Origin of the sequence: Streptomyces spectabilis (assembly GCF_008704795.1) — a bacterium.
Lineage (GTDB): Bacteria > Actinomycetota > Actinomycetes > Streptomycetales > Streptomycetaceae > Streptomyces > Streptomyces spectabilis.
Window position 1 is genome coordinate 2,724,301 of record NZ_CP023690.1, and the last position, 26,530, is coordinate 2,750,830.

The 26,530-nt window shown below is 72.0% G+C and carries 21 protein-coding genes and 1 tRNA gene; 7 read left to right on the forward strand and 15 right to left on the reverse strand.

Going from position 1 to position 26,530, the window contains the following annotated elements:
* Positions 1-113 precede the first annotated feature (113 nt).
* Positions 114-767 (reverse strand): ANTAR domain-containing response regulator, encoded by a 654-nt coding sequence (locus tag CP982_RS11750; protein ID WP_150510468.1) that lies wholly within the window; start codon positions 765-767, stop codon positions 114-116.
* A 101-nt stretch (positions 768-868) separates the two neighbouring features.
* Here CP982_RS11750 and CP982_RS11755 point away from each other — a divergent pair.
* Positions 869-952, forward strand: a tRNA-Leu gene (locus CP982_RS11755).
* Between the two features lie 82 nt (positions 953-1,034).
* Positions 1,035-1,823, forward strand: a complete 789-nt coding sequence (locus CP982_RS11760) for a helix-turn-helix domain-containing protein (protein ID WP_150510469.1) — start codon at positions 1,035-1,037, stop codon at positions 1,821-1,823.
* A 10-nt stretch (positions 1,824-1,833) separates the two neighbouring features.
* Here the strand turns inward: CP982_RS11760 and pyk are convergent, their stop codons facing one another.
* Complete coding sequence (gene pyk / locus CP982_RS11765; RefSeq protein ID WP_150510470.1) at positions 1,834-3,264, reverse strand: pyruvate kinase; 1,431 nt, start codon at positions 3,262-3,264, stop codon at positions 1,834-1,836.
* A 152-nt stretch (positions 3,265-3,416) separates the two neighbouring features.
* Positions 3,417-4,121 (reverse strand): SIMPL domain-containing protein, encoded by a 705-nt coding sequence (locus CP982_RS11770; protein ID WP_150510471.1) that lies wholly within the window; start codon positions 4,119-4,121, stop codon positions 3,417-3,419.
* 143 nt (positions 4,122-4,264) lie between these two features.
* Between CP982_RS11770 and CP982_RS11775 the strand changes: the two genes are divergently transcribed.
* Positions 4,265-6,070, forward strand: coding sequence for a bifunctional metallophosphatase/5'-nucleotidase (locus CP982_RS11775; RefSeq protein ID WP_150510472.1), 1,806 nt, complete (start codon positions 4,265-4,267; stop codon positions 6,068-6,070).
* 17 nt (positions 6,071-6,087) lie between these two features.
* Positions 6,088-6,480 (forward strand): hypothetical protein, encoded by a 393-nt coding sequence (locus CP982_RS11780; protein ID WP_150510473.1) that lies wholly within the window; start codon positions 6,088-6,090, stop codon positions 6,478-6,480.
* A gap of 50 nt (positions 6,481-6,530) precedes the next feature.
* Here the strand turns inward: CP982_RS11780 and CP982_RS11785 are convergent, their stop codons facing one another.
* From CP982_RS11785 to CP982_RS11810, 6 genes are all read right to left on the reverse strand, one after another.
* Entirely contained in the window at positions 6,531-7,976 is a 1,446-nt protein-coding gene (locus CP982_RS11785; RefSeq protein ID WP_150510474.1) for a lysine N(6)-hydroxylase/L-ornithine N(5)-oxygenase family protein, read from the reverse strand.
* Positions 7,973-9,361, reverse strand: a complete 1,389-nt coding sequence (locus CP982_RS11790) for a pyridoxal phosphate-dependent decarboxylase family protein (RefSeq protein WP_150510475.1) — start codon at positions 9,359-9,361, stop codon at positions 7,973-7,975. Before CP982_RS11790 ends, CP982_RS11785 begins: the two co-directional genes overlap by 4 nt.
* A 241-nt stretch (positions 9,362-9,602) precedes the next feature.
* A complete protein-coding gene (locus tag CP982_RS11795) occupies positions 9,603-10,451 on the reverse strand; it encodes an SDR family oxidoreductase (protein ID WP_150510476.1) in 849 nt (282 codons plus the stop codon).
* A 167-nt stretch (positions 10,452-10,618) separates the two neighbouring features.
* Positions 10,619-13,120, reverse strand: coding sequence for an aminopeptidase N (gene pepN / locus CP982_RS11800; protein ID WP_150510477.1), 2,502 nt, complete (start codon positions 13,118-13,120; stop codon positions 10,619-10,621).
* 93 nt (positions 13,121-13,213) lie between these two features.
* A complete protein-coding gene (locus CP982_RS11805) occupies positions 13,214-13,555 on the reverse strand; it encodes a chorismate mutase (protein WP_184924952.1) in 342 nt (113 codons plus the stop codon).
* A gap of 10 nt (positions 13,556-13,565) precedes the next feature.
* Entirely contained in the window at positions 13,566-14,465 is a 900-nt protein-coding gene (locus CP982_RS11810) for a helix-turn-helix domain-containing protein (RefSeq protein ID WP_150510478.1), read from the reverse strand.
* Positions 14,466-14,624: 159 nt separating this feature from the next.
* On the opposite strand from CP982_RS11810, the gene CP982_RS11815 reads away from it, so the two are divergent.
* Complete coding sequence (locus CP982_RS11815) at positions 14,625-16,370, forward strand: glycoside hydrolase family 35 protein (RefSeq protein WP_150510479.1); 1,746 nt, start codon at positions 14,625-14,627, stop codon at positions 16,368-16,370.
* Between the two features lie 76 nt (positions 16,371-16,446).
* On the opposite strand, the gene CP982_RS11820 is transcribed toward CP982_RS11815, so the two are convergent.
* The 4 genes from CP982_RS11820 to CP982_RS11835 form a co-directional block, all read right to left on the reverse strand.
* Entirely contained in the window at positions 16,447-19,542 is a 3,096-nt protein-coding gene (locus tag CP982_RS11820; protein ID WP_229878927.1) for an endo-alpha-N-acetylgalactosaminidase family protein, read from the reverse strand.
* Between the two features lie 216 nt (positions 19,543-19,758).
* Entirely contained in the window at positions 19,759-20,916 is a 1,158-nt protein-coding gene (locus tag CP982_RS11825) for a sensor histidine kinase (protein ID WP_150510480.1), read from the reverse strand.
* 7 nt (positions 20,917-20,923) lie between these two features.
* Entirely contained in the window at positions 20,924-21,571 is a 648-nt protein-coding gene (locus CP982_RS11830; protein WP_150510481.1) for a response regulator, read from the reverse strand.
* Positions 21,572-21,741: 170 nt separating this feature from the next.
* The gene (locus tag CP982_RS11835) at positions 21,742-22,542 is read right to left on the reverse strand and encodes a S1 family peptidase (protein ID WP_150510482.1); all 801 of its coding nucleotides are present in this window, start codon (positions 22,540-22,542) and stop codon (positions 21,742-21,744) included.
* A 267-nt stretch (positions 22,543-22,809) separates the two neighbouring features.
* On the opposite strand from CP982_RS11835, the gene CP982_RS11840 reads away from it, so the two are divergent.
* Together CP982_RS11840 and CP982_RS11845 are read left to right on the forward strand one after the other, a co-directional pair.
* A complete protein-coding gene (locus CP982_RS11840) occupies positions 22,810-23,706 on the forward strand; it encodes a hypothetical protein (protein ID WP_150510483.1) in 897 nt (298 codons plus the stop codon).
* A gap of 222 nt (positions 23,707-23,928) precedes the next feature.
* Entirely contained in the window at positions 23,929-24,855 is a 927-nt protein-coding gene (locus CP982_RS11845; RefSeq protein ID WP_150510484.1) for a tyrosine-protein phosphatase, read from the forward strand.
* A gap of 27 nt (positions 24,856-24,882) precedes the next feature.
* Here CP982_RS11845 and CP982_RS11850 read toward each other — a convergent pair whose 3' ends face one another.
* Together CP982_RS11850 and hsaD are read right to left on the reverse strand one after the other, a co-directional pair.
* A complete protein-coding gene (locus tag CP982_RS11850) occupies positions 24,883-25,644 on the reverse strand; it encodes a VWA domain-containing protein (RefSeq protein WP_150510485.1) in 762 nt (253 codons plus the stop codon).
* Complete coding sequence (gene hsaD / locus CP982_RS11855) at positions 25,641-26,525, reverse strand: 4,5:9,10-diseco-3-hydroxy-5,9,17-trioxoandrosta-1(10),2-diene-4-oate hydrolase (protein ID WP_229878926.1); 885 nt, start codon at positions 26,523-26,525, stop codon at positions 25,641-25,643. The genes CP982_RS11850 and hsaD overlap by 4 nt, the downstream gene beginning before the upstream one ends.
* Positions 26,526-26,530 lie beyond the last annotated feature (5 nt).

Below are 26,530 nucleotides of genomic sequence, written 5' to 3' on the forward strand. Positions count from 1 at the left end.
GCAGCGAGGGCGGCCACCCCGGTGTGGGGTGACCGCCCTCGCTGCGCTTCTCATCCGGCTTCCCGCCGGTGGGGGCCGGGCGCGCAGTTCCCCGCGCCCCTATCGGGCCGCTCTCAGCCCTTCGCCGCCTTCTTCTCCTCGGCGTCCTCGATGACCGCCTCCGCCACCTGCTGCATCGACAGCCGACGGTCCATCGACGTCTTCTGGATCCACCGGAACGCCGCCGGCTCCGTCAGGCCGTACTCCGTCTGCAGGATCGACTTCGCCCGGTCCACCAGCTTCCGCGTCTCCAGGCGCTGCGTGAGGTCCTCGACCTCCTTCTCCAGCGTCTTCAGCTCCGTGAACCGCGACACCGCCATCTCGATCGCCGGTACGACGTCACTCTTGCTGAACGGCTTCACCAGGTACGCCATGGCGCCCGCGTCCCGGGCGCGCTCGACCAGGTCGCGCTGCGAGAACGCCGTCAGCATCAGCACCGGGGCGATCGACTCCTCCGCGATCTTCTCCGCGGCGGAGATCCCGTCCAGGACGGGCATCTTCACGTCCAGGATCACCAGGTCCGGCTTGTGCTCCCGGGCCAGCTCGATCGCGGTCTCGCCGTCACCGGCCTCGCCGACGACCGTGTAGCCCTCCTCCTCCAGCATCTCCTTGAGGTCGAGACGGATCAGCGCCTCGTCCTCGGCGATGACGACACGGGTCGTCAGGGGCGGGACGTGCGACTTGTCGTCGGACGCGTCTACGGCCTTGGGCGACTCGGGCGGGGTCACGGGGGCTCCTCGTTCCTGGCAGGTGCGCTGCCTCGTCAGGGTACCTAGCTGCGGCGCCCCGAGGTGAACCGGTATGCTTCCCGGGAGCGCGCAGCGCCCTGGCCGGGTTGGCGGAATAGGCTTACGCGGATGTCTCAAACACATCTGTCCGAAAGGACATACGGGTTCGAATCCCGTACCCGGCACATCTTGCAGCGGAGGATCACGTTCTCGTGAACCTCCGCTTTTTGCTGCGCACGGAGACGATCAGTCGCGCAGAGTAGCCGCATGAACTTCCACAGCACAGAGGTGCGACAGAAGGCGCTGACGCTCTTACGCGGGGGAGCAAGGAACGCCGACGTCGCACGTCAGCTGAAAGTGCCGGTCGGCACCATCGGCTATTGGTGGCACATGGATCGCTCCAAACGGGGAGAGTGCCCCGGAAAACACGAGCCGAAATGCCCGCACTGCGACGGCGTGGCTCTCGATGAACCGGCGTATGCGTATCTACTCGGCCTCTACCTCGGCGACGGGCACATTATCCAGTACTCCGGGCACCGGGTACCCAGCCTCATGATCACCTGTACCGAATCGTGGGTCGGGCTCATGGACCTGTGCGAGCAGGCGATGCGCGCCGTCTTTCCGGACAACTCCGTCTGCCGCGTTCGCAGGACCGGCTGCAGCAACGTGAAGGTGTACTCGAACCACCTGTGGTGCATGTTCCCGCAGCACGGCCCCGGCAGAAAACACGAACGAACCATCGCGCTCGAATCCTGGCAACAGGACATCGTCGACTCGTATCCCTGGGAGTTCATCCGGGGGCTCATCCACTCCGACGGGTGTCGGGTCACGAACTGGACCACCCGGATCGTCGCGGGTGAGCGGAAGCGCTACGAGTACCCCCGGTACTTCTTCACCAACAAGTCCGACGACATCCGGAGGCTCTTCACCGAGACCCTCGACAAGGTGGGAGTCGGGTGGACGAGCCTGGCTCGGGGCAGCGACCCGTTCAACATATCCATCGCCCGCAAGGCCTCCGTGGCGCTGATGGACGTGTACGTGGGGCCGAAGCACTGAGTGCCCCGGTTCAGCGGGAGGCCTCGCCGATGTGGTGGACGCGGACCAGGTTGGTGGAGCCGGAGACTCCGGGCGGGGAGCCCGCGGTGATGATGACGGTGTCGCCCGGCCGGCAGCGGCCGATCTTGAGGAGGTGCTCGTCGACCTGGGCGACCATCGCGTCGGTGGAGTCGACGTGCGGGCCGAGGAAGGTCTCCACGCCCCAGGTGAGGTTGAGCTGGGAGCGGGTGGCCGGGTCGGGGGTGAAGGCGAGGAGGGGGATCGGGGAGCGGTAGCGGGAGAGGCGCTTGACGGTGTCGCCGGACTGGGTGAAGGCGACGAGGAACTTGGCGCCGAGGAAGTCGCCCATTTCGGCGGCGGCGCGGGCGACGGCGCCGCCCTGGGTGCGGGGCTTGTTGCGTTCGGTGAGGGGCGGGAGGCCCTTGGCCAGGATGTCTTCCTCGGCGGCTTCGACGATGCGGGCCATGGTGCGGACGGTCTCGATGGGGTATTTGCCGACGCTGGTCTCGCCGGAGAGCATGACGGCGTCGGTGCCGTCGATGACGGCGTTGGCGACGTCGGAGGCTTCGGCGCGGGTGGGCCGGGAGTTGTCGATCATCGAGTCGAGCATCTGGGTGGCGACGATGACGGGTTTGGCGTTGCGCTTGGCGAGTTTGACGGCGCGCTTCTGGACGATGGGGACTTGTTCCAGGGGCATTTCGACGCCGAGGTCGCCGCGGGCGACCATGATGCCGTCGAAGGCGGCGACGATGTCGTCGATGTTGTCGACGGCCTGGGGCTTTTCGACCTTGGCGATGACGGGGAGGCGGCGGTTCTCCTCGTCCATGATGCGGTGGACGTCGTCGATGTCGCGGCCGCTGCGGACGAAGGAGAGGGCGATGACGTCGAAGCCGGTGTTCAGGGCCCAGCGGAGGTCGGCTTCGTCCTTGTCGGAGAGGGCGGGGACGGAGACGGCGACGCCGGGGAGGTTGAGTCCCTTGTGGTCGGAGACCATGCCGCCTTCGATGACGGTGGTGGTGACGCGGGGGCCGTTGACGGCGGTGACTTCGAGGGTGACTTTGCCGTCGTCGACGAGGATGCGTTCGCCGGTGGTGACGTCGTCGGCGAGGCCGGTGTAGGTGGTGCCGCAGATGTGGCGGTCGCCTTGGACGTCGGGTTCGACGGTGATGGTGAACTCGTCGCCGCGTTCGAGGAGTACGGGGCCTTCGGTGAAGCGGCCGAGGCGGATCTTCGGGCCTTGAAGGTCGGCGAGGATGCCGACGCTGCGGCCGGTCTCGTCGGCGGCCTTGCGCACGCGCCGGTAGCGGTCCTCGTGGTCGGCGTAGGTGCCGTGGCTGAGGTTGAAGCGTGCCACGTCCATTCCGGCTTCGACCAGGGTCTTGATCTGGTCGTAGGTGTCGGTGGCGGGTCCCAGGGTGCAAACGATTTTCGCTCGGCGCATGTCTTCGACAGTAGGCCTTACTGGCGGGTAGCGGATTGGTTGGGCGTGACTACTCAACAACCGTTGGATGAAAGGCTCTTGACAACTGTTGAAGTGTGCGGGCGCGTGCTCTGATGAGCATGTTCAAGGGTCGATGGGGTGGGTCGGTGGGCTCACAGTTGCGGTGGGTTCATGGTGAAGCGTGCGTTGACTTGGGCGTAGACGGACTGGCGTTGGGGTTCGAGGTCGAGTGCGGGGGCGGCTTCGGGGCCGCCGGCGAAGGCGGCGCGGGCCATTCCGGGGGGTGCGGGGTAGCCGTATGAGGGGGTGTTGTCGGCGCCGATGTCGGCGAGTTCGATGAGGGCGTCGAGGGTGGTGCCGAGGGCTTCGGCGTATTCGCGGGCGCGTTGGACTGCTTCTTTGACGGCGTGTTGGCGTGCGGTGCGGTGGGCGGGTGAGGTGGGGCGCAGGGACCAGTAGGGGCCGTCGACGTGGGTGAGGTCGAGGTCGGCGATGCGGGTGGTGAGTTCGCCGAGTGCGGTGAAGTCGGTGAGTTCGGCGCTGATGTGGACGCGGCCGTGGTAGGTGCGGACGCGTTCGCCTTTGCCGCGTTTGGTGAGTTCGGGGGTGATGGAGAAGGCGCCGGTCTCGATGCGTTCGACGGCTTCGCCGTAGGTCTTGACGAGGGTGATGACGTCGTTGTTGCGGCGGGTGAGGTCGTTCAGGGCGTCGCGGCGGTCGGTGCCGCGGGCGCTGACGGTGATGCCGATGCGGGCGATTTCGGGGTCGACTTCGAGGTGGGCTTCACCGCGGACGGCTACGCGTGGGGCGTGGGGGGTGCCGTAGGGGCTGGTGGGTGCGGTTTCGTCGGTGGTCATGGGGTCACTGTCGCATCGCGGCCGGACGCGGGACAGTCACCGGATCGAAACCCGGCGGGTCTGTCGCGGGGCGACGTGGACAGGTCAGAATCTACGCGCGTTACCGCTGTTCGTTCGTGTTGTACGTACTGGAGGAGTTCGAGATGCCGTTGAACCGCAGGGGGTTCCTGGGTCGTTCCGCTGCCACGGGTGCGGGGGTGGCGCTGGCGGGCGGCGCGGTGGCCCCGTCGGCCGTCGCGGCGCCCGGGACGGCGCCGGGCAAGCGCCCGAGGCGGTACTCGTTCACCGTGATGGGCACGACGGACCTGCACGGGAACGTCTTCAACTGGGACTACTTCACGGACCGGGAGTTCGACGACAAGGACCACAACGATGTGGGGCTGGCGAAGATTTCCACGTTGGTGTCGCGGGTCCGCGAGGAGAAGGGTCGGCGCAATACGCTGCTCATCGATGCGGGCGACACGATTCAGGGTACGCAGTTGTCGTACTACTACGCGAAGGTCGATCCGATCACCGCTGCGCGGGGTCCGGTGCATCCGATGGCTCGGGCGATGAACGCGATCGGGTATGACGCGGCGGCGCTCGGGAACCATGAGTTCAATTATGGGATTCCGGTGTTGCGGAAGTTCCAGGAGCAGTGTGATTTCCCGCTGCTCGGGGCGAACGCGCTGGATGCGAAGTCGCAGCGGCCGGCGTTTCCGCCGTACAGCATGCATCGGTTGCGTACGCCGCACGGGCGGGATGTGCGGGTGGCGGTTCTGGGGTTGACGAATCCGGGGATCGCGATCTGGGACAAGGCGCATGTGCAGGGCAAGATGACGTTTCCGGGCCTTGAGGAGCAGGCGGCGAAGTGGGTGCCGAGGCTGAGGTCGATGGGGGCGGACGTGGTGATCGTGTCGGCGCATTCGGGGTCGAGCGGTACGTCGTCGTACGGGGATCAGTTGCCGTATGTGGAGAACGCGGCGGCGTTGGTGGCGCAGCAGGTGCCGGGGATCGATGCGATTCTGGTGGGGCACGCGCATACGGAGATTCCGGAGTATGTGGTCGAGAACAAGGCGACGGGCAAGAAGGTCGTGTTGTCGGAGCCGTTGAAGTGGGGGCAGCGGTTGACGTTGTTCGACTTCGATGTGGTGTGGTCGAAGGGTCGTTGGCGGGTGGAGAGGGTGGGGGCGAAGGTCCTGAACTCCAATGAGGTGGCGGAGGACGGGCGGATCGTGCGGCTGCTCGGGGATGAGCACGAGAAGGTCGTGGCGTATGTGAATCAGGTGATCGGTACGTCGAAGGCGGCGATGAGTACGGCTGAGGGTCCGTACAAGGATGTGCCGATCATTGATTTGATCAGTCATGTGCAGGCGGAGACGGTGAGGGCGGCTCTTGCGGGCGGGGCGTACGCGAAGTTGCCGGTGTTGTCGCAGGCTTCGTGTTTCTCGCGTACGGCGAAGATTCCGGCGGGTGAGGTGACGATCCGGGATGCGGCGGGTCTGTATCCGTTCGAGAACACGCTGGAGGCGCGTGTGCTGACGGGTGCGCAGTTGAAGGACTATCTGGAGTTCTCGGCGCGGTATTACGTGCGGACGGCGCCGGGTGTGCCGGTGGATCCGGCGAAGTTGACGAATGCGGAGGGTGTGCCGGATTACAACTATGACGCGTTGTACGGGGTGTCGTACGACGTGGACATCGCGCAGCCGGTGGGGTCGCGGATCGTGGGGTTGCGGTTCGAGGGCAAGGAGGTGGATCCGGCGGCTGAGTTCGTGTTGGCGGTGAACAATTATCGGGCGAGTGGTGGCGGGAATTTCCCGCATGTGGCGAAGGCCAAGCAGGTGTGGGTGAATTCGGATGAGATCCGTAACACGATCATCTCGTGGGTGAAGGCGAAGGGTGTGGTGGATCCGGCGGAGTTCGCGCGGGTGGACTGGCGGTTGACGCGTGCGGGGACTCCGGTGTTCTGAGGGTGGGGGCTGGTGCGATGAATGGGGATCTGGCTGCCGCGCTCGCGGTGGTGCGGCGTGATCTGTCGGCGACGTGTGTGGTGCAGCCGGTGGTGCGTGAGGAGGTGGATTTCGACGGGGATCCGTTGGTGATGCTGTATGAGCCGGATGGTTCGGGGGTGGGGGTTTCGGTGCCCGTGGGTGTGGGTCCGGCGGAGCAGGTGGTGGAGTTGGCGGAGCAGGTGAAGGACTGGGCGGTGGAGGCGTTGGCGGCGCGGTTGTTGCCGGCGACGTGGCCGGAGTGTCCCGACCATCCGCTGGGGCATCCGTTGGGTGCGCGGGTGGTCGGGAGTGTGGCGGTGTGGGCGTGTCCGCGGTCGGGGCGGGTGGTGGCGCCGGTGGGTGCGTTGGCGGAGGTGGCGGGTGGTTGAGGTCTGGGTTCTGAGGTCTGGGGTCTGAGGTCTGAGGGGCCCGGGGGGGGTCAGTTCTTCAGGTGGACGAGGGTGCCGCGCTGTTCTCCGCCGGGGCGGGGGGTGGCGCGGTGTTCCGGCTTGGTGAGTCCGAAGTGGGTGAAGGCGGTGCGCTGGGGTTGGGGGTAGGGCTCTTTGCCGGTGAGGGTGTTGAGGATGCCGGCGCTGCGCCAGGCGGCGAGGCCGAGGTCGGGGGCGCCGACGCCGTGGGTGTGGCGTTCGGCGTTCTGTACGTAGATGGCGCCGGTGATGGAGGGGTCGAGGACGAGGCGGTGGTGTTCGTCGATGCGGGGTCGTTCGGATGAGTCGCGGCGCAGGTAGGGGTCGAGTCCGGCGAGGAGGCGGCCGAGGGGGCGTTCGCGGTAGCCGGTGGCGAGGATGACGGCGTCGGTGGTGAGGCGGGAGCGGGTGCCTTGTTCGAGGTGTTCGAGGTGGAGTTCGACGCGGGTGGTGGCGACGCGTCCCGCGGTGCGGACGTTGACGCCGGGGGTGAGGACGGCGTCGGGCCAGCCGCCGTGGAGGGTGCGCTGGTAGAGCTCGTCGTGGATGGCGGCGATGGTGTCGGTGTCGATGCCTTTGTGGAGTTGCCACTGGCCGGGGACGAGCTGGTCGCGGACGGTTTCGGGCAGGGCGTGGAAGTAGCGGGTGTAGTCGGGGGTGAAGTGTTCGAGGCCGAGCTTGGAGTACTCCATGGGGGCGAAGGCGGGGGTGCGGGCGAGCCAGTGGAGTTTTTCGGCGCCCGGGGGGCGGTGGCGGAGGAGGTCGAGGAAGACTTCGGCGCCGGATTGTCCGGAGCCGATGACGGTGATGTGGTCGGCGGTGAGGAAGCGGTCGCGGTGCAGGAGGTAGTCGGCGGCGTGGATGACGGGGACGGTGGGGGCCTCGGCGAGGGGTTTGAGGGGTTCGGGGATGTGGGGGGCGGTGCCGATGCCGAGGACGATGTTCCTGGCGTGGGTGCGGCCGAGGGCTTCGGCTTCGCCGTCGGCGTCGAGTTGGGTGAAGTCGACGTCGAAGAGGTCGTGTTCGGGGTTCCAGCGGACGGCGTCGATCTGGTGGCCGTAGTGGAGTCGGGGGAGGTTGTCGCTGACCCAGCGGCAGTAGGCGTCGTATTCGGCGCGCTGGATGTGGAAGCGCTCGGCGAAGTAGAAGGGGTAGAGGCGTTCGCGGGTCTTGAGGTAGTTGAGGAAGGACCAGGGGTTGGCGGGGTCGGCGAGGGTGACCAGGTCGGCGAGGAAGGGGACTTGGAGGGTTGCGCCGTCGATGAGGAGGCCGGGGTGCCAGTGGAAGGCGGGCCGTTGTTCGTAGAAGGCGGTGTCGAGGTCGAGGGGGTGGGCGAGGGCGGCGAGGGAGAGGTTGAACGGGCCGATGCCGATGCCGACCAGGTCGCGGGGGTTGTCGGGGGTGGTGGGTGCCTGGGTGGGCCGGTCGGGGGTGCCTGGTGGGCGGGTGGCGGTCATCGGGGGCTGGTTCCTTCCACGAGCTTGAGGAGGGTGGTGAGGTCGTCGGGGGTGGTGTGCGGGTTGAGGAGGGTGGCTTTGAGCCAGCGGCGTCCTTCGAGTTGGGCGCGGCCGAGGACGGCGGTGCCTTCGGTGAGGAGTTTTCGGCGGATGTGGGCGATGTGGTCGTCGTCGGCGTGGGTGGGCCGGAAGAGGACGGTGCTGATGGTGGGGGTGGCGTAGAGGTCGAAGTGGGGGTGGGCGGTGATGGCGTCGGCGAGGTGGTGGGCCTGGTCGCAGACGTGGTCGACGAGGGCGCCGAGGCCGGTGCGGCCGAGTGCTTTGAGGGTGACGGCGATCTTGAGTGCGTCGGGGCGGCGGGTGGTGCGCAGGGAGCGGCCGAGGAGGTCGGGCAGGCCTGCTTCGGTGTCGTCGTCCGCGTTGAGGTAGTCGGCGCGGTGGGTGAGGGTGTGGGTGTCGGTGGCGTCGCGGACGGTGAGGATTCCGGCCGCGGCGGGTTGCCAGCCGAGTTTGTGCAGGTCGAGGGTGACGCTGTCGGCGCGGTCGAGGCCGTGGAGTTTGGCGCGGTGGGTGTCGCTGAAGAGGAGTCCGCCGCCGTAGGCGGCGTCGACGTGGAGGCGGGCGCCGTGGGTGGCGCAGAGGTCGGCGATGTCGGTGAGGGGGTCGATGAGGCCCGCGTCGGTGGTGCCCGCGGTGGCGGTGACGAGGAGGTCGGTGTCGTCGGCGGTGTGTGCGGCGAGGGCGGTGGCGAGGGTGGCGGGGTCGAGGGTGCCGGTGGGTGTGGGCAGGGTGACGGGGGTGGGCAGGCCGAGGAGCCAGGCGGCGCGGTGCAGGGAGTGGTGGGCGTTGGCGCCGGTGAGGATGCGGGGGGTGCGGCCGTGGGCGGTGGCGCGTTCGCGGGCGAGGAGCAGGGCGAGTTGGTTGGACTCGGTGCCGCCGGTGGTGATGAGGGCGTCGCCGCGGCCGTGGACCTCGGTGGCGAGGGTGGTGGTGAGGAGGGCTTCGAGGGCGGAGGCGGCGGGGGCCTGGTCCCAGGAGTCGAGGGAGGGGTTGAGCGCGGAGGCGGCGAGGTCGGCGGCTGCGGCGAGGGCGAGCGGCGGGCAGTGGAGGTGGGCCGCGCAGAGGGGTTCGGCGGGGTCGGCGGCGCCTTGGGCGGTGGCGTGGACGAGGGTGCGCAGGGCGGTGCGGGCGCCGGTGCCGTGGTGGGGCAGGAGGGGGGTGGCGGCTTCGTGGAGGCGGGCGGCGACGGTGGTGGGGCCGCCGGGCGGGAGGGGGCCGCCGCGGGCCGCGGCGCCCTCGCGCAGGGCGTCCAGGGCGGTGGTGAGCAACGGCTGTAGGGCGTCGGGGCCTTGGGCGCCTCCGGCGAGGGGCGGCGGGGTGCGCATGGCGGTGACCTCCGGTGGGCGGACGGGGGCACCAGCCTGGTGGGTGGGGGTGGGGCGTGTTGTGGGGTGGGGGTTTCGGAACCCGAAAGGGGTACGGCTGTGCGGGGAAATCGTGTCTGCACGGGGGCGGGGTGCTAGGGCGTGTCCGACCCGTCGGACACGCCCTGGGGGCGGGCCTTGCCGGGCGCCTCCCCTGGCAAGGCCCGCCCCTCCCCGGAGCCGGGTCTCCCTGGTGCGGGCCTCAGTTCGTCGTACGGAAGTCGTCCGCGTGGTCGTGTGCCCACTGGGCGTACGTGCGGGCCGGGGTGCCGGTGACCGCTTCCACCGTTGTCGTCAGGGTCGGTGCCGTGTCGATGGTGTCGGCGAGGGAGGCGACGAAGCCGGGGACCATGTCCGCGGGGATGAGGGGGAACATCTTGGGGACGACGTCGTGGGGCGGTATCTCGGTGTAGGTGAGGGGGCGGCCGATGGCGTGGGCGATGGCGGCGATCTGGTCCTCGGTGGTGATGGCTTCGGGGCCGGTGAGGACGTGGGCGGTGCCGTGGTGGCGTTCCAGGAGGCTGTGGCGGGCGACGGCGGCGATGTCGGCCTCGTGGATGGGTGAGAGGACGCTCTTGGCGTAGGGGCCGCGTACGGTGTCGCCCTCGTGGATCTGCCAGGCCCACTGGAGGGTGTTGGTGGCGAAGGCGCCGGGGCGCAGGAAGGTCCAGTCGAGGCCGCTGTCGCGGACGTCCTGTTCGAGGGCGCGGTGCCAGGTGTGGATGAACGTGTCGTGGGCGGGGTCGTCCTCGACGGCGATGCTGGAGAGCACGGTGACGTGCCGGACGCCTGCGGCGCGGGCGGCGGCGAGGAACGCGGTGGTGTGTTCGCCGGTGACGGAGGCGTGCAGGAAGAGGGCGTCGGCGCCGTCGAACTGGGCGGTCATGTCGGTGGGTTCGGCGCTGACGGTGAGGCGGGTGATGTCGGCGGTGGCGGGCAGGTGGGCGCGGTGCGGGTCGCGGACGAGGGCGCGTACGGGGGTGTCGGCGGCGGTGAGCTGGGTGACGAGGGCGCTGCCGACGTTTCCGGTGGCTCCGGTGACGACGATCAAGGGGGCTCCTTGGGTGTGCGGGCGGGGCCGGGCCGTCGGTGTGGTCCGTCGGCCCGGCCTGCTGTGCGTTCGACCCTAGGCATCCGGAGTGGTGTTCCGGATCGTCGTCAGGAAGGAGCTCGGCCTAGGGCATCCGTCCTAGGCCGGGGGTCGCGCGGGGGTCCGGGTCAGCCCTGCTCGGTCTTGTGCAGGACGCGCAGGGCCCGGGCCAGGTCGTCGAGTTGGTCGGTGAGGCGGCGGCGGAGCGCCGGGGTGAGGTCGTTGCGGGCCAGGCAGGTCTCGCCGAGGCGCAGCGTTTCGTCGTCGACGGCGCAGGGGAAGGCGTGGCGGCCGGTGGCGTCGGCGATGGCGGGGCCGCGGCGGGCGGCGACGTCGACGGCGTCGTCGAAGTAGCGGGCCAGGTAGGGGCGTACGAGGTCGTCCTGTTCGGGCTGCCAGAAGCCCTGGGCGGTGGCGATGAACAGGGAGTTGGAGAGGTCGTCGGTGGTGAACATGGCGTCCCAGGCGCGGTGTTTGGCCTCGGGGTCGGGCAGGGCGGCGCGGCAGCGGGCGGCGCCTTCCTGGCCGGTGGCGCTGGGGTCGCGGCGCAGTTCGGCGGCGATGGTGTCCTCGTCGGCCTCGCCGAGGACGGCGAGGCGGGCGAGGGCGCGCCAGCGCAGCTCGGGGTCGAGTTCGGGTCCGCCGGGTACGGCGCCCTGGGCGAGCCAGGTGTGGAGGGGCTCGGCCTGGGTGGCGACGTCGATGAGGCCGCGTACGGCGATGAGCCTGAGGCCGGGGTCTGAGCCGTCCTCGGTGTGGCGGATGACGTCGTGGCACAGGGCGTCGAGGGTGGCGAGGGCGGCGGGCCGTCGGGTGCGCGGGGTGTAGTGGTCGGCGATGACGGTGCCGGCGAAGGTGAGGACGCCGGAGACGAGGGCGAGGTCGGTCTCGGCGGGCAGGTGGGCGCGGGCGGTGTCGAGGTAGGCGGCGGGTTCCAGGTCGCCGTCGCGGACCATGTCGCGCAGCGCGTTCCACAGGACGGCGCGGGTGAGCGGGTCGGGCACGCTGGACAGGGAGCGCAGGGCGGTGTCCTGGGACACCGGGTCGAGGCGGATCTTGGCGTAGGTCAGGTCGTGGTCGTTGGGGACGATGAGGGCGGGGCAGCCGCCGTCGCGCGGGGTGGGCGCGGTCTGCTCGGGGAGGTCCGTCTCGTAGCGTTCGCGCAGGACGAGCTGGCGGCCGTCGGACAGGTCGCGGTCGTAGACGCCGATGGCGACGCGGTGGGGGCGGCTGCCGTCGCGGTCGAGGCGGAGGGTCCAGGCGCGGCCGCTGTGGCTGACGGCCGGGGTGAAGGTGTCGACGCCGGTGGTGCGCAGCCAGGCGTCGGCCCAGGCGTGGACGTCGCGGTCGGTGGCGGACGCGAGGTTGTCGATGAAGTCGGCGAGGGTGGCGTTGGCGAACTTGTGGCGGGCGAAGTGGGCGTTGATGCCCGCGAGGAAGTCCTTCTCGCCGAGCCAGGTGACGAGTTGGCGCAGGGCGCTGGCGCCCTTGGCGTAGGAGATGCCGTCGAAGTTGAGGAGGGCGGAGGCGGTGTCGGGGACGGCGTCGGGGTCGGGGGCGACGGGGTGGGTGGAGGGGCGCTGGTCGGCGTCGTAGCCCCAGGACTTGCGGGCGACGCCGAAGTCGACCCAGGTGTCGGTGAAGCGGCTGGCTTCGGTGAGGGTCTGGTAGCCCATGTATTCGGCGAAGGACTCGTTGAGCCAGATGTCGTCCCACCACTTGAGGGTGACGAGGTCGCCGAACCACATGTGGGCCATTTCGTGGGCGACGACCATGGCGCGGGTCTGGCGCTGGGTGTCGGTGACGGCGGAGCGGTAGACGAAGTCGTCGCGGAAGGTGACGAGGCCGGGGTTCTCCATGGCGCCGGCGTTGAACTCGGGGACGAAGGCCTGGTCGTAGGAGTCGAAGGGGTAGGGCTCGGCGAACTTCTCGTGGTAGCGGTCGAAGCAGGCGCGGGTGATGTCGAGCAGTTCGTCGGCGTCGGCGTCGAGGTGGGGCGCGAGCGAGCGGCGGCAGTGGAGGCCGAAGGGCAGGCCGCGGTGTTCGGTGCGCACGGAGTGCCAGGGGCCGGCGGCGACGGCGACCAGGTAGGTGGGCAGCGGGGGTGTGGGCGCGGCCTTCCAGGTGCCGCCGCCGGTGTGCTCGGTGACGCTGTTGGCGAGGACGGTCCAGCTCTTGGGGGCGGTGACGGTCAGCTCGAAGGCGGCCTTCAGGTCGGGCTGGTCGAAGGCGGCGAAGACGCGCTGGATGTCGTCGAGGAACAGCTGGGTGTAGACGTACGTCTCGCCGTCGGTGGGGTCGGTGAAGCGGTGCATGCCCTCGCCGGTGCGGGAGTAGCGCATGGCGGCGTCGACGGTGAGGCGGTGCTCGCCCGCGGTGAGGCCGGTCAGGGGGAGCCGGTTGTCGTTGAGGGCCGCGGGGTCGAGGGGGGTGCCGTCGAGCGTGACGGAGCGCAGGTGCGCGGGCTTCAACTCGACGAAGGTGTCGCCGTCCGCCGCGGCGGTGAAGGTGATCGCCGTACGGGAGTCGAAGGTCTCCTCGCCGGTGGTGAGATCGAGGGTGATCTCGTACCGCCGGACGTCGAGGAGCTGGGCTCGGGTCTGCGCTTCGTCGCGCGTCAGTGCGGGCATCTGGCCATGGTGCCCGATCTGGCGGGGCGCCTGGCAGGGGGTGCCCCGGCCGGGGCGGGGCTCATTCGTGCGGTCGTGCGCCTCGGGGCGGGGTCAGGCCTTCTCGTTCGCGATGGTCTCGTGGTGGCGGATGACCTCGGCGATGATGAAGGTGAGGAACTTCTCCGCGAAGGCCGGGTCCAGTTTGGCGTTCTCGGCCAGTTCGCGCAGGCGGGCGATCTGGCGGGATTCGCGGGCCGGGTCGGCGGGGGGCAGGTGGTGGTTGGCCTTGAGGTGGCCGACCTGCTGGGTGCACTTGAACCGTTCGGCGAGCATGTGGACGACCGCGGCGTCGATGTTGTCGATGCTGTCGCGCAGGCGGCTCAGCTCGGCGAGCACGGCGGGGTCGGCCTGGTCGGCGTTGTCGGCGTTGTCGGCGGGGTGCTTCGTGGTCATGGGAGGGAGCCTACGTTGCCCCGCCGGGCCCGCCCGAGGTGAGCATGGGCGGGTCGTCCGGGTCGGGGACGCGCTGTGACCAGCCGCCGGGCACGGTGCGGCCCTGCTGGGCGCGGAAGCGCACCGGGGCGGTGCCGACGCGGCGGGTGAAGAGGCGGGAGAAGTAGGCGGGGTCGTCGTAGCCGACGCGGCGGGCGACGGCGGCGACGGGCAGCTCGGTGGCGGCGAGGAGTTCCTTGGCGCGGCCGAGGCGGATGCCGAGGAGGTAGTCCTTGGGGCTGCAGCCGGCGCCGCGGCGCACGGCGGTGCGCAGTTCGGCGGGGGTCATGCCGTGCCGGGCCGCGTGCTCGGCGATGGACAGCGGCTGGAAGGCGTCGCGGGCCAGGGCCTGCAGGACGGGGTCGCCGTCGGGGGCGAGGTCGGCGCGGGCGCGGCGGAGGGCGACGAGGAGTTCGTGGACGGCGGCGCCGGTCTCGACCTCCAGGAGCGGGTTGCCGCGGCGGGCGGCGCGGGCGACGCGGCCGACGACGGCGCGGGCGGCGGCGGGGTCGGCCAGGGCGACGACGGGCCGCTCGGGTTCGATGTAGCCGAGTTCGGTGTAGGTGGCGGTGGCGGGTCCGGTGAAATCGACGAAGCACTCGTCCCAGCCGGTGTCCGGGTCGGCGCCGTAGTGGTGCGGCACGCCGGGCACCAGCCAGATCAGGGCGGGCGCGGTGACGGGTGCCCGGCGTCCTTCGGGGGTGGCGAACCAGCCGCTGCCCGCGCTGACGACGAGGGCGACGTGGTGGTCGAGGGTGCGCGGGCCGACGGCGGGCAGCGTGCCGTGCTGGAGGCCGACGCCGAGGCACACCAGGCCGAGGCGGTGGTGGACGGGGCTCGGCGTGAAGTAGCGCATCCAGGTGTGGTACATCCGCTGCCGCCCTCCCGGTCCGTTCGCCGTCGGCCGCGCCGGGTCACGTCCGGTCGCGGCCCGTCTCGTCCAGTCCAATCGGGCTCGATCTTTGTCCATGGACCGGGCCGCCCGCCAGAGGCAATCGTGGCGGCTGTCAGCGGACCGGGAGGGGACGGCGTGAGCGGCTTCAGGGTGGGCGAGGACGGGTTCGAGCTGGACGGGCGGCCGGTGCGGCTGCTCTCGGGGGCGCTGCACTACTTCCGGGTGCACGAGGCGCAGTGGGGGCACCGCCTTGCGATGCTGCGGGCGATGGGCCTCAACTGCGTGGAGACGTACGTGCCGTGGAACGTGCACGAGCCGCGTCCTGGCGCGTTCCACGACGTGGAGGCGGTCGGCCGGTTCCTGGACGCCGCGCACGCCGCGGGGCTGTGGGCGATCGTGCGGCCGGGCCCGTACATCTGTGCCGAGTGGGACAACGGGGGCCTGCCGTCGTGGCTGACGGGGGAGCTGGGGGCGCGCGTCCGGACCCGGGACGCGCGGTATCTGGCGCATGTGGAGCGCTGGTTCGCGCGGCTGCTTCCGCAGGTGGTGGCGCGGCAGCACGACAGGGGCGGGCCCGTGGTCCTGGTGCAGGTCGAGAACGAGTACGGCAGCTACGGCTCGGACCAGGTGTATCTGCGCGCGCTCACGGAGCTGCTGCGCGGGCGGGGGGTCACGGCGGAGCTGTGCACGTCCGACGGGCCCGAGGACCACATGCTGACGGGCGGGAGCGTGCCCGGTGTCCTGGCGACGGTGAATTTCGGCTCGCGGGCGCGGGAGGGCTTCGATGTGCTGCGGCGGCACCGGCCCGGGGGGCCGCTGATGTGCATGGAGTTCTGGTGCGGCTGGTTCGACCACTGGGGCGCGGAGCACGCCGTGCGTGAGCCCGGGGACGCGGCCGGCGCGCTGCGGGAGATCCTGGAGTGCGGGGCGTCGGTGAACCTGTACATGGCGCACGGCGGGACGAACTTCGCCGGGTGGGCGGGGGCGAACCGGGACGGCGGGGCGCTGCACGACGGGGCCCTGCAGCCGGACGTGACGTCCTACGACTACGACGCGCCCGTCGACGAGCGGGGGCTGCCGACCGCGAAGTTCCGGCTGTTCCGCGAGGTCCTCGCCGGGTACGCGGACGGGCCGCTGCCCGAGCCGCCGCCCGCTCCCCCGGTGCTGCGCGCGCCCGCCGTCGGGCGGCTCGACGAGTGGGCTCCGCTGGCCGCGGTGGCCGCGCGTCTGGGCGGGCCCGAGGCCGAGCACGCCGTGCCGCCCACGTTCGAGGAGCTGGGGGTCGACCGGGGGCTCGTCCGCTACTCCTTCACGCTGCCCGGGCCGCGCGGGCCGTATCCGCTGACCGTGCCGGGGCTGCGGGACCGGGCCGTCGTGTACGTCGACGGGGTGCGGGCGGGGGTGCTCAGCGAGGACTCCCCCGCCCTGCCCGTCCCCGTGCCGGGGGGTGCCCGCGTCGAGCTGTGGGTGGAGTCCCTCGGGCGCGTCAACTACGGGCCGCGGCTCGGGGAGGCGAAGGGGCTCACGGGCGGGGTGCTGCACGAGCGGCAGTACGTGCACGGGGTGCGGGCGGTGGGGGTGCCCCTTGGGGCGTTCGACGCGGCGGGCTCGGTGCCGTGCGCCGGGGGCGGCGGTCAGGGGCGGGCCGGTCTGTACCGGGGTGTGGTGGAGGTGGCAGGGGCGGGGGACGCGGTCCTTTCGCTGCCGGGGTGGACGCGGGGCTTCGTGTGGGTGAACGGCTTCTGCGTCGGGCGGTATTGGGAGGTCGGGCCGCAGCGGGGGCTCTTCGTACCGGGCCCGGTGCTGCGCGAGGGGGCGAACGCGGTGTGGGTGCTTGAGGTGGAGGGGGTGGAGGGGCCCGCGGAGGTGCGGCTGCGGTAGCCGGGTTCAGCCCGTCCGGCGTTTGAGGACGAGGCGCGGAGCGCCGACACGGGGGGGCGGAGCCCCCCCGGCAGGGCTACGCCTCGCGGACCTCGAACGTGTCCAGGACGAATTCCGCCTTCCCGTCGTCGCCGACCTTGCGCAGGCCCACCCAGGCCTCGCCCTCCTCGGGGGCGGTGAACTCGTAGGAGTGGGTGGCGGGGGCGTGGGCGGCGGGCAGGGGGGCGCGGGAGAGTTCGCGGGGGCCGGGGGTGTCCGTGGCGGTCACCCAGGCGTACTGGCCCGCGGTCTCGTTCTCGTAGCGGAAGGAGACCCGGTACCGCTTCCCGGCGACGAACCGCACCGTGTGCGGCACGGTGCGGTAGACGAGGCCCTCGTTCTCGCCCCGGGACTTGAGGGACTGGCCGCCGTCGACGACGTCGTCGACGGCCTTGCCGTTCCAGCCGCGCTGGGTGAACGGGGCGTGCCGCTGCGCGATGTGGGTGCGCGGGTCGGTGGTGCCCCCGGCGTCGCCCTTGACGAAGGGGCCCCACCCCTGCGGCACGTGCTCGAAGTCCTCGCGGCACAGGACGCCGCGGGGCAGCCGGGGCGCGGGCGCGGTGGCCACGACGCGGACGTTGTCGAAGCGGACGCGGGCCCGCCCGGCCCCGGCGCGCAGCGCGAGCCGGACGGGGCCGCCGCCCTCGGGCACGGTGAAGGGGGTGAACAGGCGCTGGAAGCGGGTGCCGTGCTTGCGGTCGGCGGCGACGTGGTTCGCGGCGGTGGAGGTGGTGGTGCGGTTGGCGGCGGTGACGCCGTCGGCGGTGCGCACCTCCAGGGTCGCGGTGCGTTCCTCGCCCGCCCGCTCGCCGACCTCGACCTGTACGGAGGCGACGTACGAGCCGGGTTCGAGGCGGCGCAGGCGCTGGGTGACGGAGGCGGCGGCGCCGGGGGCGATGACCAGTTCGTGGTCGCCGAGGGCGCTGCGCCGCACGGCGGCGTCCCCGGTGACCTGCCAGGCGTCCAGGGTGCCCGAGTGGAAGCCGGGGTCGCGCAGCGGGGTGCCCTGGCCCCAGTCGGGGTCGGGCAGGGCGCGGGCGCGGGTGCGGTGGACGACGTAGGGCTGCTCGGCGCGGGCTTCGATGGTGATCTTCCCGTGGCGTACGGGGAGTTCGCGTTCGTGGACGCGGCCCTGGTCGGTGAGGCGGTACAGGTGGACCGTGCGGGTGCCCGCCCAGCCGCGCGGCAGGGTCCAGCTGCTGGCGCCGCCGCGGGGGTTGTAGTGGTAGAGCTTGGCGGGGTCGGTGGCGCGGCGGGGTTCCCAGGGCAGCAGGTAGGTGCCGTCGTCGTAGACGGGGTGGCCGCCGGTGGTGATGCGGCGGGTGCCGTCGGTGTCGGTCACGGAGGTGGCGCCGGGGCCGAAGAAGGTGATCTCGTGCTCGGTCCACGTCTTGATCGGGTGGGCCTGGAGGTACTTGGCGGGCAGCGCGTGGGTCCAGATGAGGCGGTGGAAGGCGGTCCAGTCGGTCTTGCCGACCCAGCCCTCGTAGTTGCCCATGCGGGCGATGCCGAGGAGGGTGGGCCACTTGTCGGCGAAGACGTCCTTCTGGTGGTGGCGGATGAAGCGGATCAGCTGGGAGTTGATGCCGCGCGAGGTGTCGGGGCCGTAGTCGGTCTCGGTGGCCCAGTGGGACCAGACCGCGGCGCGTTCGAAGCCGTGGCCCCATTCGGTGGTGACGGTCCAGCCCTGGTCGCGCAGGGTGCGCTGGAGCCGGTCGGAGGTCCAGCCGGACTCGCGGAACACGTCGATGTAGAGGGTGTTGAGCGCCTGGTGGGTCTCGCGGCGCAGGTCGGCGAAGCGCTTGACGATGTCGCCGGAGACGAGGTCGCGGCGCTGGTCGATGCGGTAGCTCTGGTCGAGCCAGTCCCACTGTTCGTTGTTCTTGTCGACGAGCTTCTCGGAGAAGGCGTGGGCGACGGGGTAGGACTCGGTGGCGTTGACGTGGACGCCGAAGTCGCTGTTCCACTTGGCGCCTTCGCGGACCAGGGTGTTGAGGTCGCGCAGGCCGCCGGCGCGGGTGTTGTGGTTGCCCGCGTAGTCGGGGTGGGCGGAGTCGTGGCCCTCGGACTGGTAGCCCTTGAGGAGGGTGTACTGGCGCAGGCCGTCGGTGGCCAGGTGGATGCGCTTGACCTCGTCGAGGGTGGCGAGGAACGGGTTGGTGGCCTGCGAGGCGAAGTTGAAGGGGATGTGCGGGACGACGCGCAGGTGCTGTGTGTCGGCGCCGAGGGGGTTCACCATGATGTCGCGGAAGGCGATCGCGGCGTCCTGCCAGTCGACCTTGCCGTCGCCGTTGCGGTCGCCGGTGACGACGACGGTGGCGTACGGCAGCGGCTCGGTGGCGTCGACGGGTGAGGTGGCGGCGCGGTGGGTCCACTGGCCGGGGGTCAGGCGGGCCTCGGTGCGGCCGTCGGCGCGCAGGGTCTGCCGCCACAGCCGTCCGTTGTCCCAGCTGGTCTCGGATGTGGGCTTGTCGTAGACGGTGTTGGTCTCGACGGCGCCGCCGAGCCGGTCGTGCGCGAGCACGGCGTACGCGCAGCCCGTGGGGGCCTGCGCGGGGGTGTCCGCGGTGAGCCGGACGAGGGTGTCGCCGCTCTTGGCCTTGTCGAGCTGGACGCGGGCGGCGAGGAGGGTGGCGCCGGGCTGGTCGCTGCGGACGGACAGGAGGGCGAGGCCGGGGATGCGGAGGGTGCCGATCCGCAGGGTGTCGGTGTCCTGGACGCGGGTGACGCGCCAGTGGACCCGGCGGCCCGCCACGGAGATCTCCACGTCGACGCGGGTGCCGCCGTCGAGGGTGAGGACGTAGGCGGCGCGGTCGTCGTGGAGGGTGGCGGTGACCTCCGGGGTGTGTTCCTTGTCGTCGATGAGGAGCGTGGTGACGGGGTCCGGCTGCGCGTGCAGCACGGCGCCGCTCGCGCGGTCGGTGTACGACACGACGCGCGGGAAGGCGGTGGCGACGCGGACGTCGAGGGCGGCCGAGCGCAGCACCGCCTCGTCGGCGCGCGGCCCGGTGGCGGGCGCGGCGTGCGCGGTGCCCACGCTGACGGCGGCACCCAGCGAGGCGAGCGCTCCGGTGGCGACGACGGCTCTGCGACTCGGCCCGGACGGCTGTGACGACGGCATGAACGCACCCATGAACGCACCCTCCGTACGACGAAATCCGTGACGGTCACGATGCGCCGGGAGCGCGGGGGCGCCCATGGACAAAGAAGCGGAAGGTCTTGGACTAAGCGCAGGGCAGCGCCTTGGGCACAGTGCGGTCGGGCAGCAGCGCCCCAAAGGGGCGCGGGGAACTGCGCGCCCAGCCCCCGACGGCCCGCAGATAGACAACAGCCCCCCCCAGCAGGCGGCTTACGCCGGGCCGTACGGCAGCACGGCGCGGACCTCCCAGCCCCCGCGCGGGCGGGGCCCGGCGGTGAGGCGTCCCCCGAGGGCCCGGACCCGTTCCTCCAGGCCGACGAGGCCGAACCCGCCGCGGTCGCCGGGGCCCGGCGGCCCAGCCGTGCCGTCGTCGGTGACGCGGACCTCCAGGCCGCCGTCGGCGAGGCGTACCGCGACGAGCACGGCGGTGGCGTCGGCGGCGTGTTTGCGTACGTTGGTGAGCGCCTCGCGCACGATGTGGTGGGCGGTGGCCGCGAGATCGGCCGGAAGGCGCTCCTGCAGACCGTGTTCCACCTCAACCGTCACGGGCGGCCCGGCGACGGCACCGGCGTGGGCGAGCGCGCGCAGCTCGGCGAGCCCCGGCAGGGGCGCCGTGCGCGCCTCGCCTTCGCGCAGGACGCGCACCAGGCGGCGCATCGCGCCGAGTGCCGCGTCGCCCGCGTCCGCGATGCGGGTGAAGGTGTCGGCGGTGGTGGGCGCGTCGACGGCGGTGCCCGCGGTGAAGCCCGCGGCGCGGGCCTGGACGACGATGCCGGTGACGTGGTGGGCGACCAGGTCGTGCAGCTCCCGGGCGAGGTCGAGGCGCTCGGCGGCGCGCGCGGCCTCCATGTCGCGCACGCGCTGGGCCTCCGTGCCGCGCAGCAGCAGCGAGAAGGCGCTCACGACGGCGGCGAGCGCGGAGAACAGGAGCGTGAAGCGGCCCGGCGCGGCGTCGCGCACGGGCGCCGCCGCGCAGGCGAGCGCGAGCAGCGGTCCGAGGACGGCGGCGCGGCGCGCGGGAAGGCGCAGCAGGACGCCGGTGAGCAGGACGAGCAGGGCGACGGCCTCGCCCAGGCCCCAGACGACGAGCGGGCGTCCGCCGGCGAACACGTACAGGGTGGCGGCCCAGGAGACTCCGGCGGCGGTCCAGGCGCGGGCGGCGAGCGGGACGCGGGCCCAGGGCACGGCGCACAGGCAGGTGACGATGCCCGAGGCGAGGAGCGCGGCGCGCGGTTCGGTGGGGTTGCGGGTGAGGGTGAGGCCCTCGACGAGGACCAGGAGCACGAGGGCGGCGGCGAGCAGCAGCCGGGCGGCGTGGCGCAGCGCGGGGTGCCGGTCGAGGGCGGGCGGCCTCAGGGCGGGGCGCACGGCGGGCTCACGGGGCCTTGGTGGCGAGCCCGCTCTCCCATGCCCAGGCGGCGATCTCCACGCGGTTGCGGGCGGCCAGTTTGGCCTGGACGTTCGCGAGGTGGGACTTGACCGTGGACAGGGACACGTACAGTTCGGCGGCGATCTCGGCGTTGGTGCGGCCGCGGGCGAGGGCGCGGACGACGTCCCGCTCGCGCTGGGTGAGGGGTTCGGCGGGGCCGGGGGCCGTCGTGCGGGGGGCCAGTTCGCGCAGCAGGCGCACGGTGACGGCGGGTGAGACGAGGGCGTCGCCGACGGCCGCGGCCCGGACCGCCTCGACGAGCATGGCGGGGCTGGCGTTCTTCAGGAGGAACCCGCAGGCGCCGCCGTGCAGCGCGGCGTGGACGTATTCGTCGAGGTCGAAGGTGGTGACGATGACGATGCGGGGGCGGCTGCCGCGGGCGGTGAGGCGGCGGGTGGCCTCCAGGCCGTCGAGGCGGGGCATGCGGATGTCGAGGAGCAGGACGTCCGGGTCGTGCCGCTCGACGGCGTCGAGCGCGGCCTCGCCGTCGACGACGTCGGCGAGCACCTCGATGTCGGGCTGGCTCTCCAGGATCATGCGGAAGCCGGTGCGGACCATCTCCTGGTCGTCCGCGATGACCACCGTGATCGCCATTGCCGCTGCCTCGCCGTCTCGCCTGTCTCGTACGCGTGTCTCGTACGCGACGAGTGTCCCATATGTACGCGGCGGGGTCGCACTGCTGTACGGGTACGCGGAGAGCCGGGCCCCCGGCAGGGGCCCGGCTCCGTGGACGGCACCGCTCGCCGCACGCGCGGCGCGGGACGTCAGAGCTGGCTGGCGTACTTGGTTATGTCGGCCGCGAAGGTCGACACCTCGGTGTAGACGCCGGGGTAGGCCGGGCGGGCGCAGCCGGTGCCCCAGCTGACGATGCCGACCTGGATGTACTGGCCCGCGTCGTCCTTGCGGAACATGGGGCCGCCCGAGTCGCCCTGGCAGGTGTCGACGCCGCCGACGCCGAGCTTGCCCGCGCAGATCTCCTCGCCGGGGATGATGTCGCCGTTGTACGCGCGCGAGCAGTCCGCGTCGCTCACGAACGGCACGGTGGCCTTGAGCAGGTAGCGCTGCTGCGGGCCGCCTTCGCGGGCGGCGCCCCAGCCCGCGACGGTGAAGTTGCCGTTGTTGTACTTGGTGTCGGTGGCGATCTTCAGCGTGGGCTGGTTGATCGGCTTGGCGAGCTTGATCAGCGCCCAGTCCTTGCCGCTGCCGTTGTAGCCGGGGGCCTGCAGGACCTTGGTGGACTTGACCTTGATGGCGCTGGAGCTCTGCAGGTCGACGACGCCGCCGGTGGCGGTGATGGAGGTGTTGTTGCCGGAGCCGTCGACACAGTGCGCGGCGGTGAGGACGACGTCCTGCTTCAGCAGGGAGCCACCGCAGCCCATCGACAGGCGGACCATGAACGGGAACTCACCCTGCGCGGCGCGCGTGCCGCCGACGACCTGCTGACCGGGGTTGGGGCCGGGGGTCGGGGCCGCCTGGGCGGCGAGGGGCTGCAGGCTGAGTCCGGCGAGGGCGATCGACCCGAGGACGGTGGCTCTCTTGACTCCACGAAGCTTGTCGGTCTTCAACGTGATGTCCCTTCATGGGAGGTGTGGGGGGTTGCGCAGCGCGACGGGCCCACGCCGCACGCGCCGGAGCGCTGCGTGGCATGAGCCCGCCAAAGCGTTGTTGGATTATGAGGAGGCCCACACGCGGCCGACAAGGGGCGGTTTTCAGCCAGCCGCCGACTTTCGAGCTGGTTACGGCCGCTGACAACACCCGTACAGTGGGGACGAGTTGGGATGATCCATGCGGGATCCGGGCATCGGATCCCGCCGCGGCCCAGGGGGGACGGCGTGGCAGGCGGACAGCCCGTGGAACACGGCTACCCCCATCTGGAGACGGTCCGCTCCGCCGTCACCGCGCTCTACAAACGGCTCTCGTACGACACCGTCCACTCCTTCGACACCAGCGTGGCCCCCGCGGACGTGGCCTTCTGCGACCAGGACGACCTGTACCTCGGCGCGCAGCGGGTGGCCCGCGAGATGGTGCGGCACCTGCGGCTCCCGGACGCCCGCGTGATCGTGTCGTTCCGCGAGATGGAGCACGCCGCGTACGTCGAACTGACCGCCGGGCCCGAGTACTTCATCGAGCTGAACGACCGCTTCCGGCGGCATCGCAGGGACATCGGGGCGGCCCTCGCGCACGAGGTGATGCACGTGTACCTGCACCGCCTCGGCCTGACCTTCCCCGGCACCCGCGCCAACGAGATCCTCACGGACACCGCGACGACCTACCTCGGCGCGGGGTGGCTCCTCCTGGACGCCTACCGCGAGGACGGCGCGTCCTCGCAGAAGCTCGGCTACCTCACGCCGGAGGAGTTCGGGTACGTGCTCGCCAAACGGGCCCTCGCGTTCGGCGAGGCGCCCGAGACGTGGTTCACCAGCGCGCAGGCGTACACCGCCTATACGCGAGGCCTCGCGCAGGCCCGGCGCGACGGGCAGCAGCCGCCGCTGACCGGGGCGGGCTGGGCGGGGCGCCGGCGCTACGCCAAGGACCGGCGCTACGCCCTCGACCACGGCTCCGCCCCCCGGTCCGGGGGGTCGTACTCCTTCTCACGCCCCGACGCGTCCGGTCCGCTGCGGGTCTCCTTCCCCTGCCCCACGTGCCACCAGCGCATCCGCCTTCCGGCGCGGGGACGGGTGCGAGCGCGGTGCGGCCTCTGCCACACGGTCCTGGACTGCGACACCTAACCCCACCGACACCGGGGCTCCCCCCACGCCCCTGCCGCCCCTTGCCGGGGGCGCTCGGAGCGCCGGCGCCGGGCCGCTGCCCGGCTCACCCGGTGACCCGGCCTGCGCCATCACCACGTAACTGACTATCCGTCAAAAATCCTGCCTCTGCGCCTTCCCCCTTCAAGACCCCCTCGCTACCGTCCCGCACGACCGGACCACGGCGCGGCGGAAGGCGGACCGATGCGCGGCAGCACTCGCACCCTCACGGCGGCCACGGCCGTCCTCGTGGCGCTCGGCACCGGAGCCGCGCCCGCCGCGGGGTCGGCGCCCGCGCCGCGCCCCTCGTACGCCGCGGCGGCTCCCGGACAGCTCCGGGACGTCCGGCAGATCCCGCTCCAGGGCGCCGTCAACGTCCGTGACGTGGGCGGCCACCGCACCTACGACGGCGAGCGGGTCCGCCGCGGCCTGGTCTACCGCGCCGACGCGCTCAGCAAGCTCACCGACGCGGACGTCGGCACGCTCGCCGGGCTCGGCCTGCGCACGGTGGTGGACTTCCGCGTCGCGGAGGAGGTCCGGTACGACGGCCCGGACCGGCTCCCCGCCGGGCTCGCCGCCACCGCGCGGCCGGTGCCGGACAACGGCCTCTTCCGGCAGCTCATGACGGTGATCGGCTCCCGCGACCCGGTCAAGCAGGAGGAGCTGCTCGGCGGCGGCAGGGCCGAGGCCTTCATGCGGGAGGTGTACCGCGCGTTCGTCACGGACGCCACGGGCCGCGCGCACTTCGCGGCGACGCTGCGCGACCTCGCCGCCGGGGGCGCCGCGCCGCTGCTCTACCACTGCACGGCGGGCAAGGACCGCACGGGCTGGCTGACGTACGTCCTGCTGCGCGCGGTCGGCGTGCCCGAACGGACCGCCGTGGCGGACTACTCGGCGTCGAACACCTTCCGCGCCGCGTACGACGCCAGGGTGCGCGAGTCGCTCCGGCAGGCGGGCCTCATGCTCAAGCCGGAGCTCCTCATCCCGCTCCAGGAGGTCCGTACGGACTACCTCGACGCGGCACTCGCCGAGGCCACGCGCCAGTACGGAAGCTTCGGCGGCTATCTGACGAAGGGCCTCGGACTCGACGCCCGCACCCTGCTCGGCCTGCGCGAGCGCCTGGTCGGCTGAGCCGCGGGCCCCCGCCCCCGTGGGCGGTCAGGCGGTGCGCGGGGCGGCGATCCCGAGCGCCCGTGCCGCCTTCAGCCACTGGGGGAACTCCCCCACCAGGTGGTCGTACAGGACGGCGTCGGGCACCGTGCGCGGCTCCTCGCCCGCGTGGAAGAACCCGGCGTTGTCGACGGGCCGCTTCTCGGGCACGGCCAGGTCGTCGAGCCGCCGCAGATAGTCGAACTGGCGGCTCCCCGGGTCGCCGAAACCGATGAACTTCCAGAACATCGGGAGCTTCGCGGCCTTGCACAAGTACCGTTCGGCCGCGGCCTTGTTGAGGGGGCCACCGTCGGTCTGGAAGACGACGAGCGCGGGCGCGGGCGGGCGCTCGCCCCGGCTCGCCGCGCTCTCCGCGGCGTCCAGGTAGTGGTCGATGACGGCGTCCATGGCCAGGTGGTAGTTGGTCTTGCCCATGTGGCCGAGGCCTGCGGCGATCTTCTCGATCCGGCCCTGGTGGCGGGCCAGTTCGACGTCGGCGACGGCGTCCACGTCCGTGGAGAAGAACACGGTCGGCACGACGCCGTCGTCGTCCAGGTGCGCGGACAGGCCGAGGACCCGGTCGGCGAGCGCCTGGACGCTGCCGTCCTTGTAGTACGGCCGCATGGAGCCGGAGTAGTCGACCACCAGGTAGACGGCGGCCCGCTCGCCCTCCAGGCCGTGCGCGCGCACGGAGGCGCCCGCCGTCTTGTAGAGGCTGACGAGCGCGGGTGCCGTCTCCTCGACCTTGCGGAGGCTGATCGCCGCGGTCATGCGGGGCCCGTGAGGAAGTCGACGGCCAGGCGGCGGAACTCGTCGGCCCGCTCGGTGAAGGCCAGGTGGCCGCAGCGCGGGAAGACGTGCAGACGGGCGTCGGGCATGGCCTTCAGGGCGACGAACGCGCCGTCGAGCGGGTTCACCCGGTCCTCGCGCCCCCAGGTGAGGAGCGTCGGGCGGGTGACGCGGTGCGCCTCGCGCCACAGCAGCGCGCCCTCCGGCCACCTGGCGAACGCGGCGCCCACGCGCTGGGCGCCGCGCCTGGCCTCCGGGTCGAGGGCGTCGGCGTACCGCTCCTCGACGAGCTCGTCGGTGACGTGCGCCGGGTCGTGGACGAGGGTCGTCAGGAACGCCCGCATCGCCTCGCGCGTCGGCTCGGGCGCCGCGCCGAACTCGACGAGCCGTCGCACGCCTTCGGGCGGGTCGGCCGAGAAGACGTTCAGGGAGAGGCCGCCGGGGGCCATGAGCAGCAGTCTGTCGACCTTGTCCGGGTGGTCGAGGGCCATGCGCACGCAGGCGCCGCCGCCGAGCGAGGTGCCCGCGACGTGGGCGCGGGCGATGCCCAGCTCGTCCAGGAGCGCGGCGACCGCCGCGGCGCTGAAGGAGTAGAAGTCCCGGTCGAGTTCGGGCTTGTCGGACGCGCCGAAGCCGGGCTGGTCGACGAGCAGCGTACGGAAGTGCCGGGCGAAGCCGGGCAGCAGGTGCCCGAAGGTCGACCAGGCGGAGGCGCCGGGGCCGCCGCCGTGCAGCATCACCAGGACGGGGGCCTCGGGGTCCTGGGGGCCCGCCTCGTGGTAGCGCAGCCGCAGGCCCTCGGCCTCGGCCACGCGCGAGGTGCCCGCACGGGTGTGGTCCGTCCCCTTCGTCTCACTCGTCACCCCCC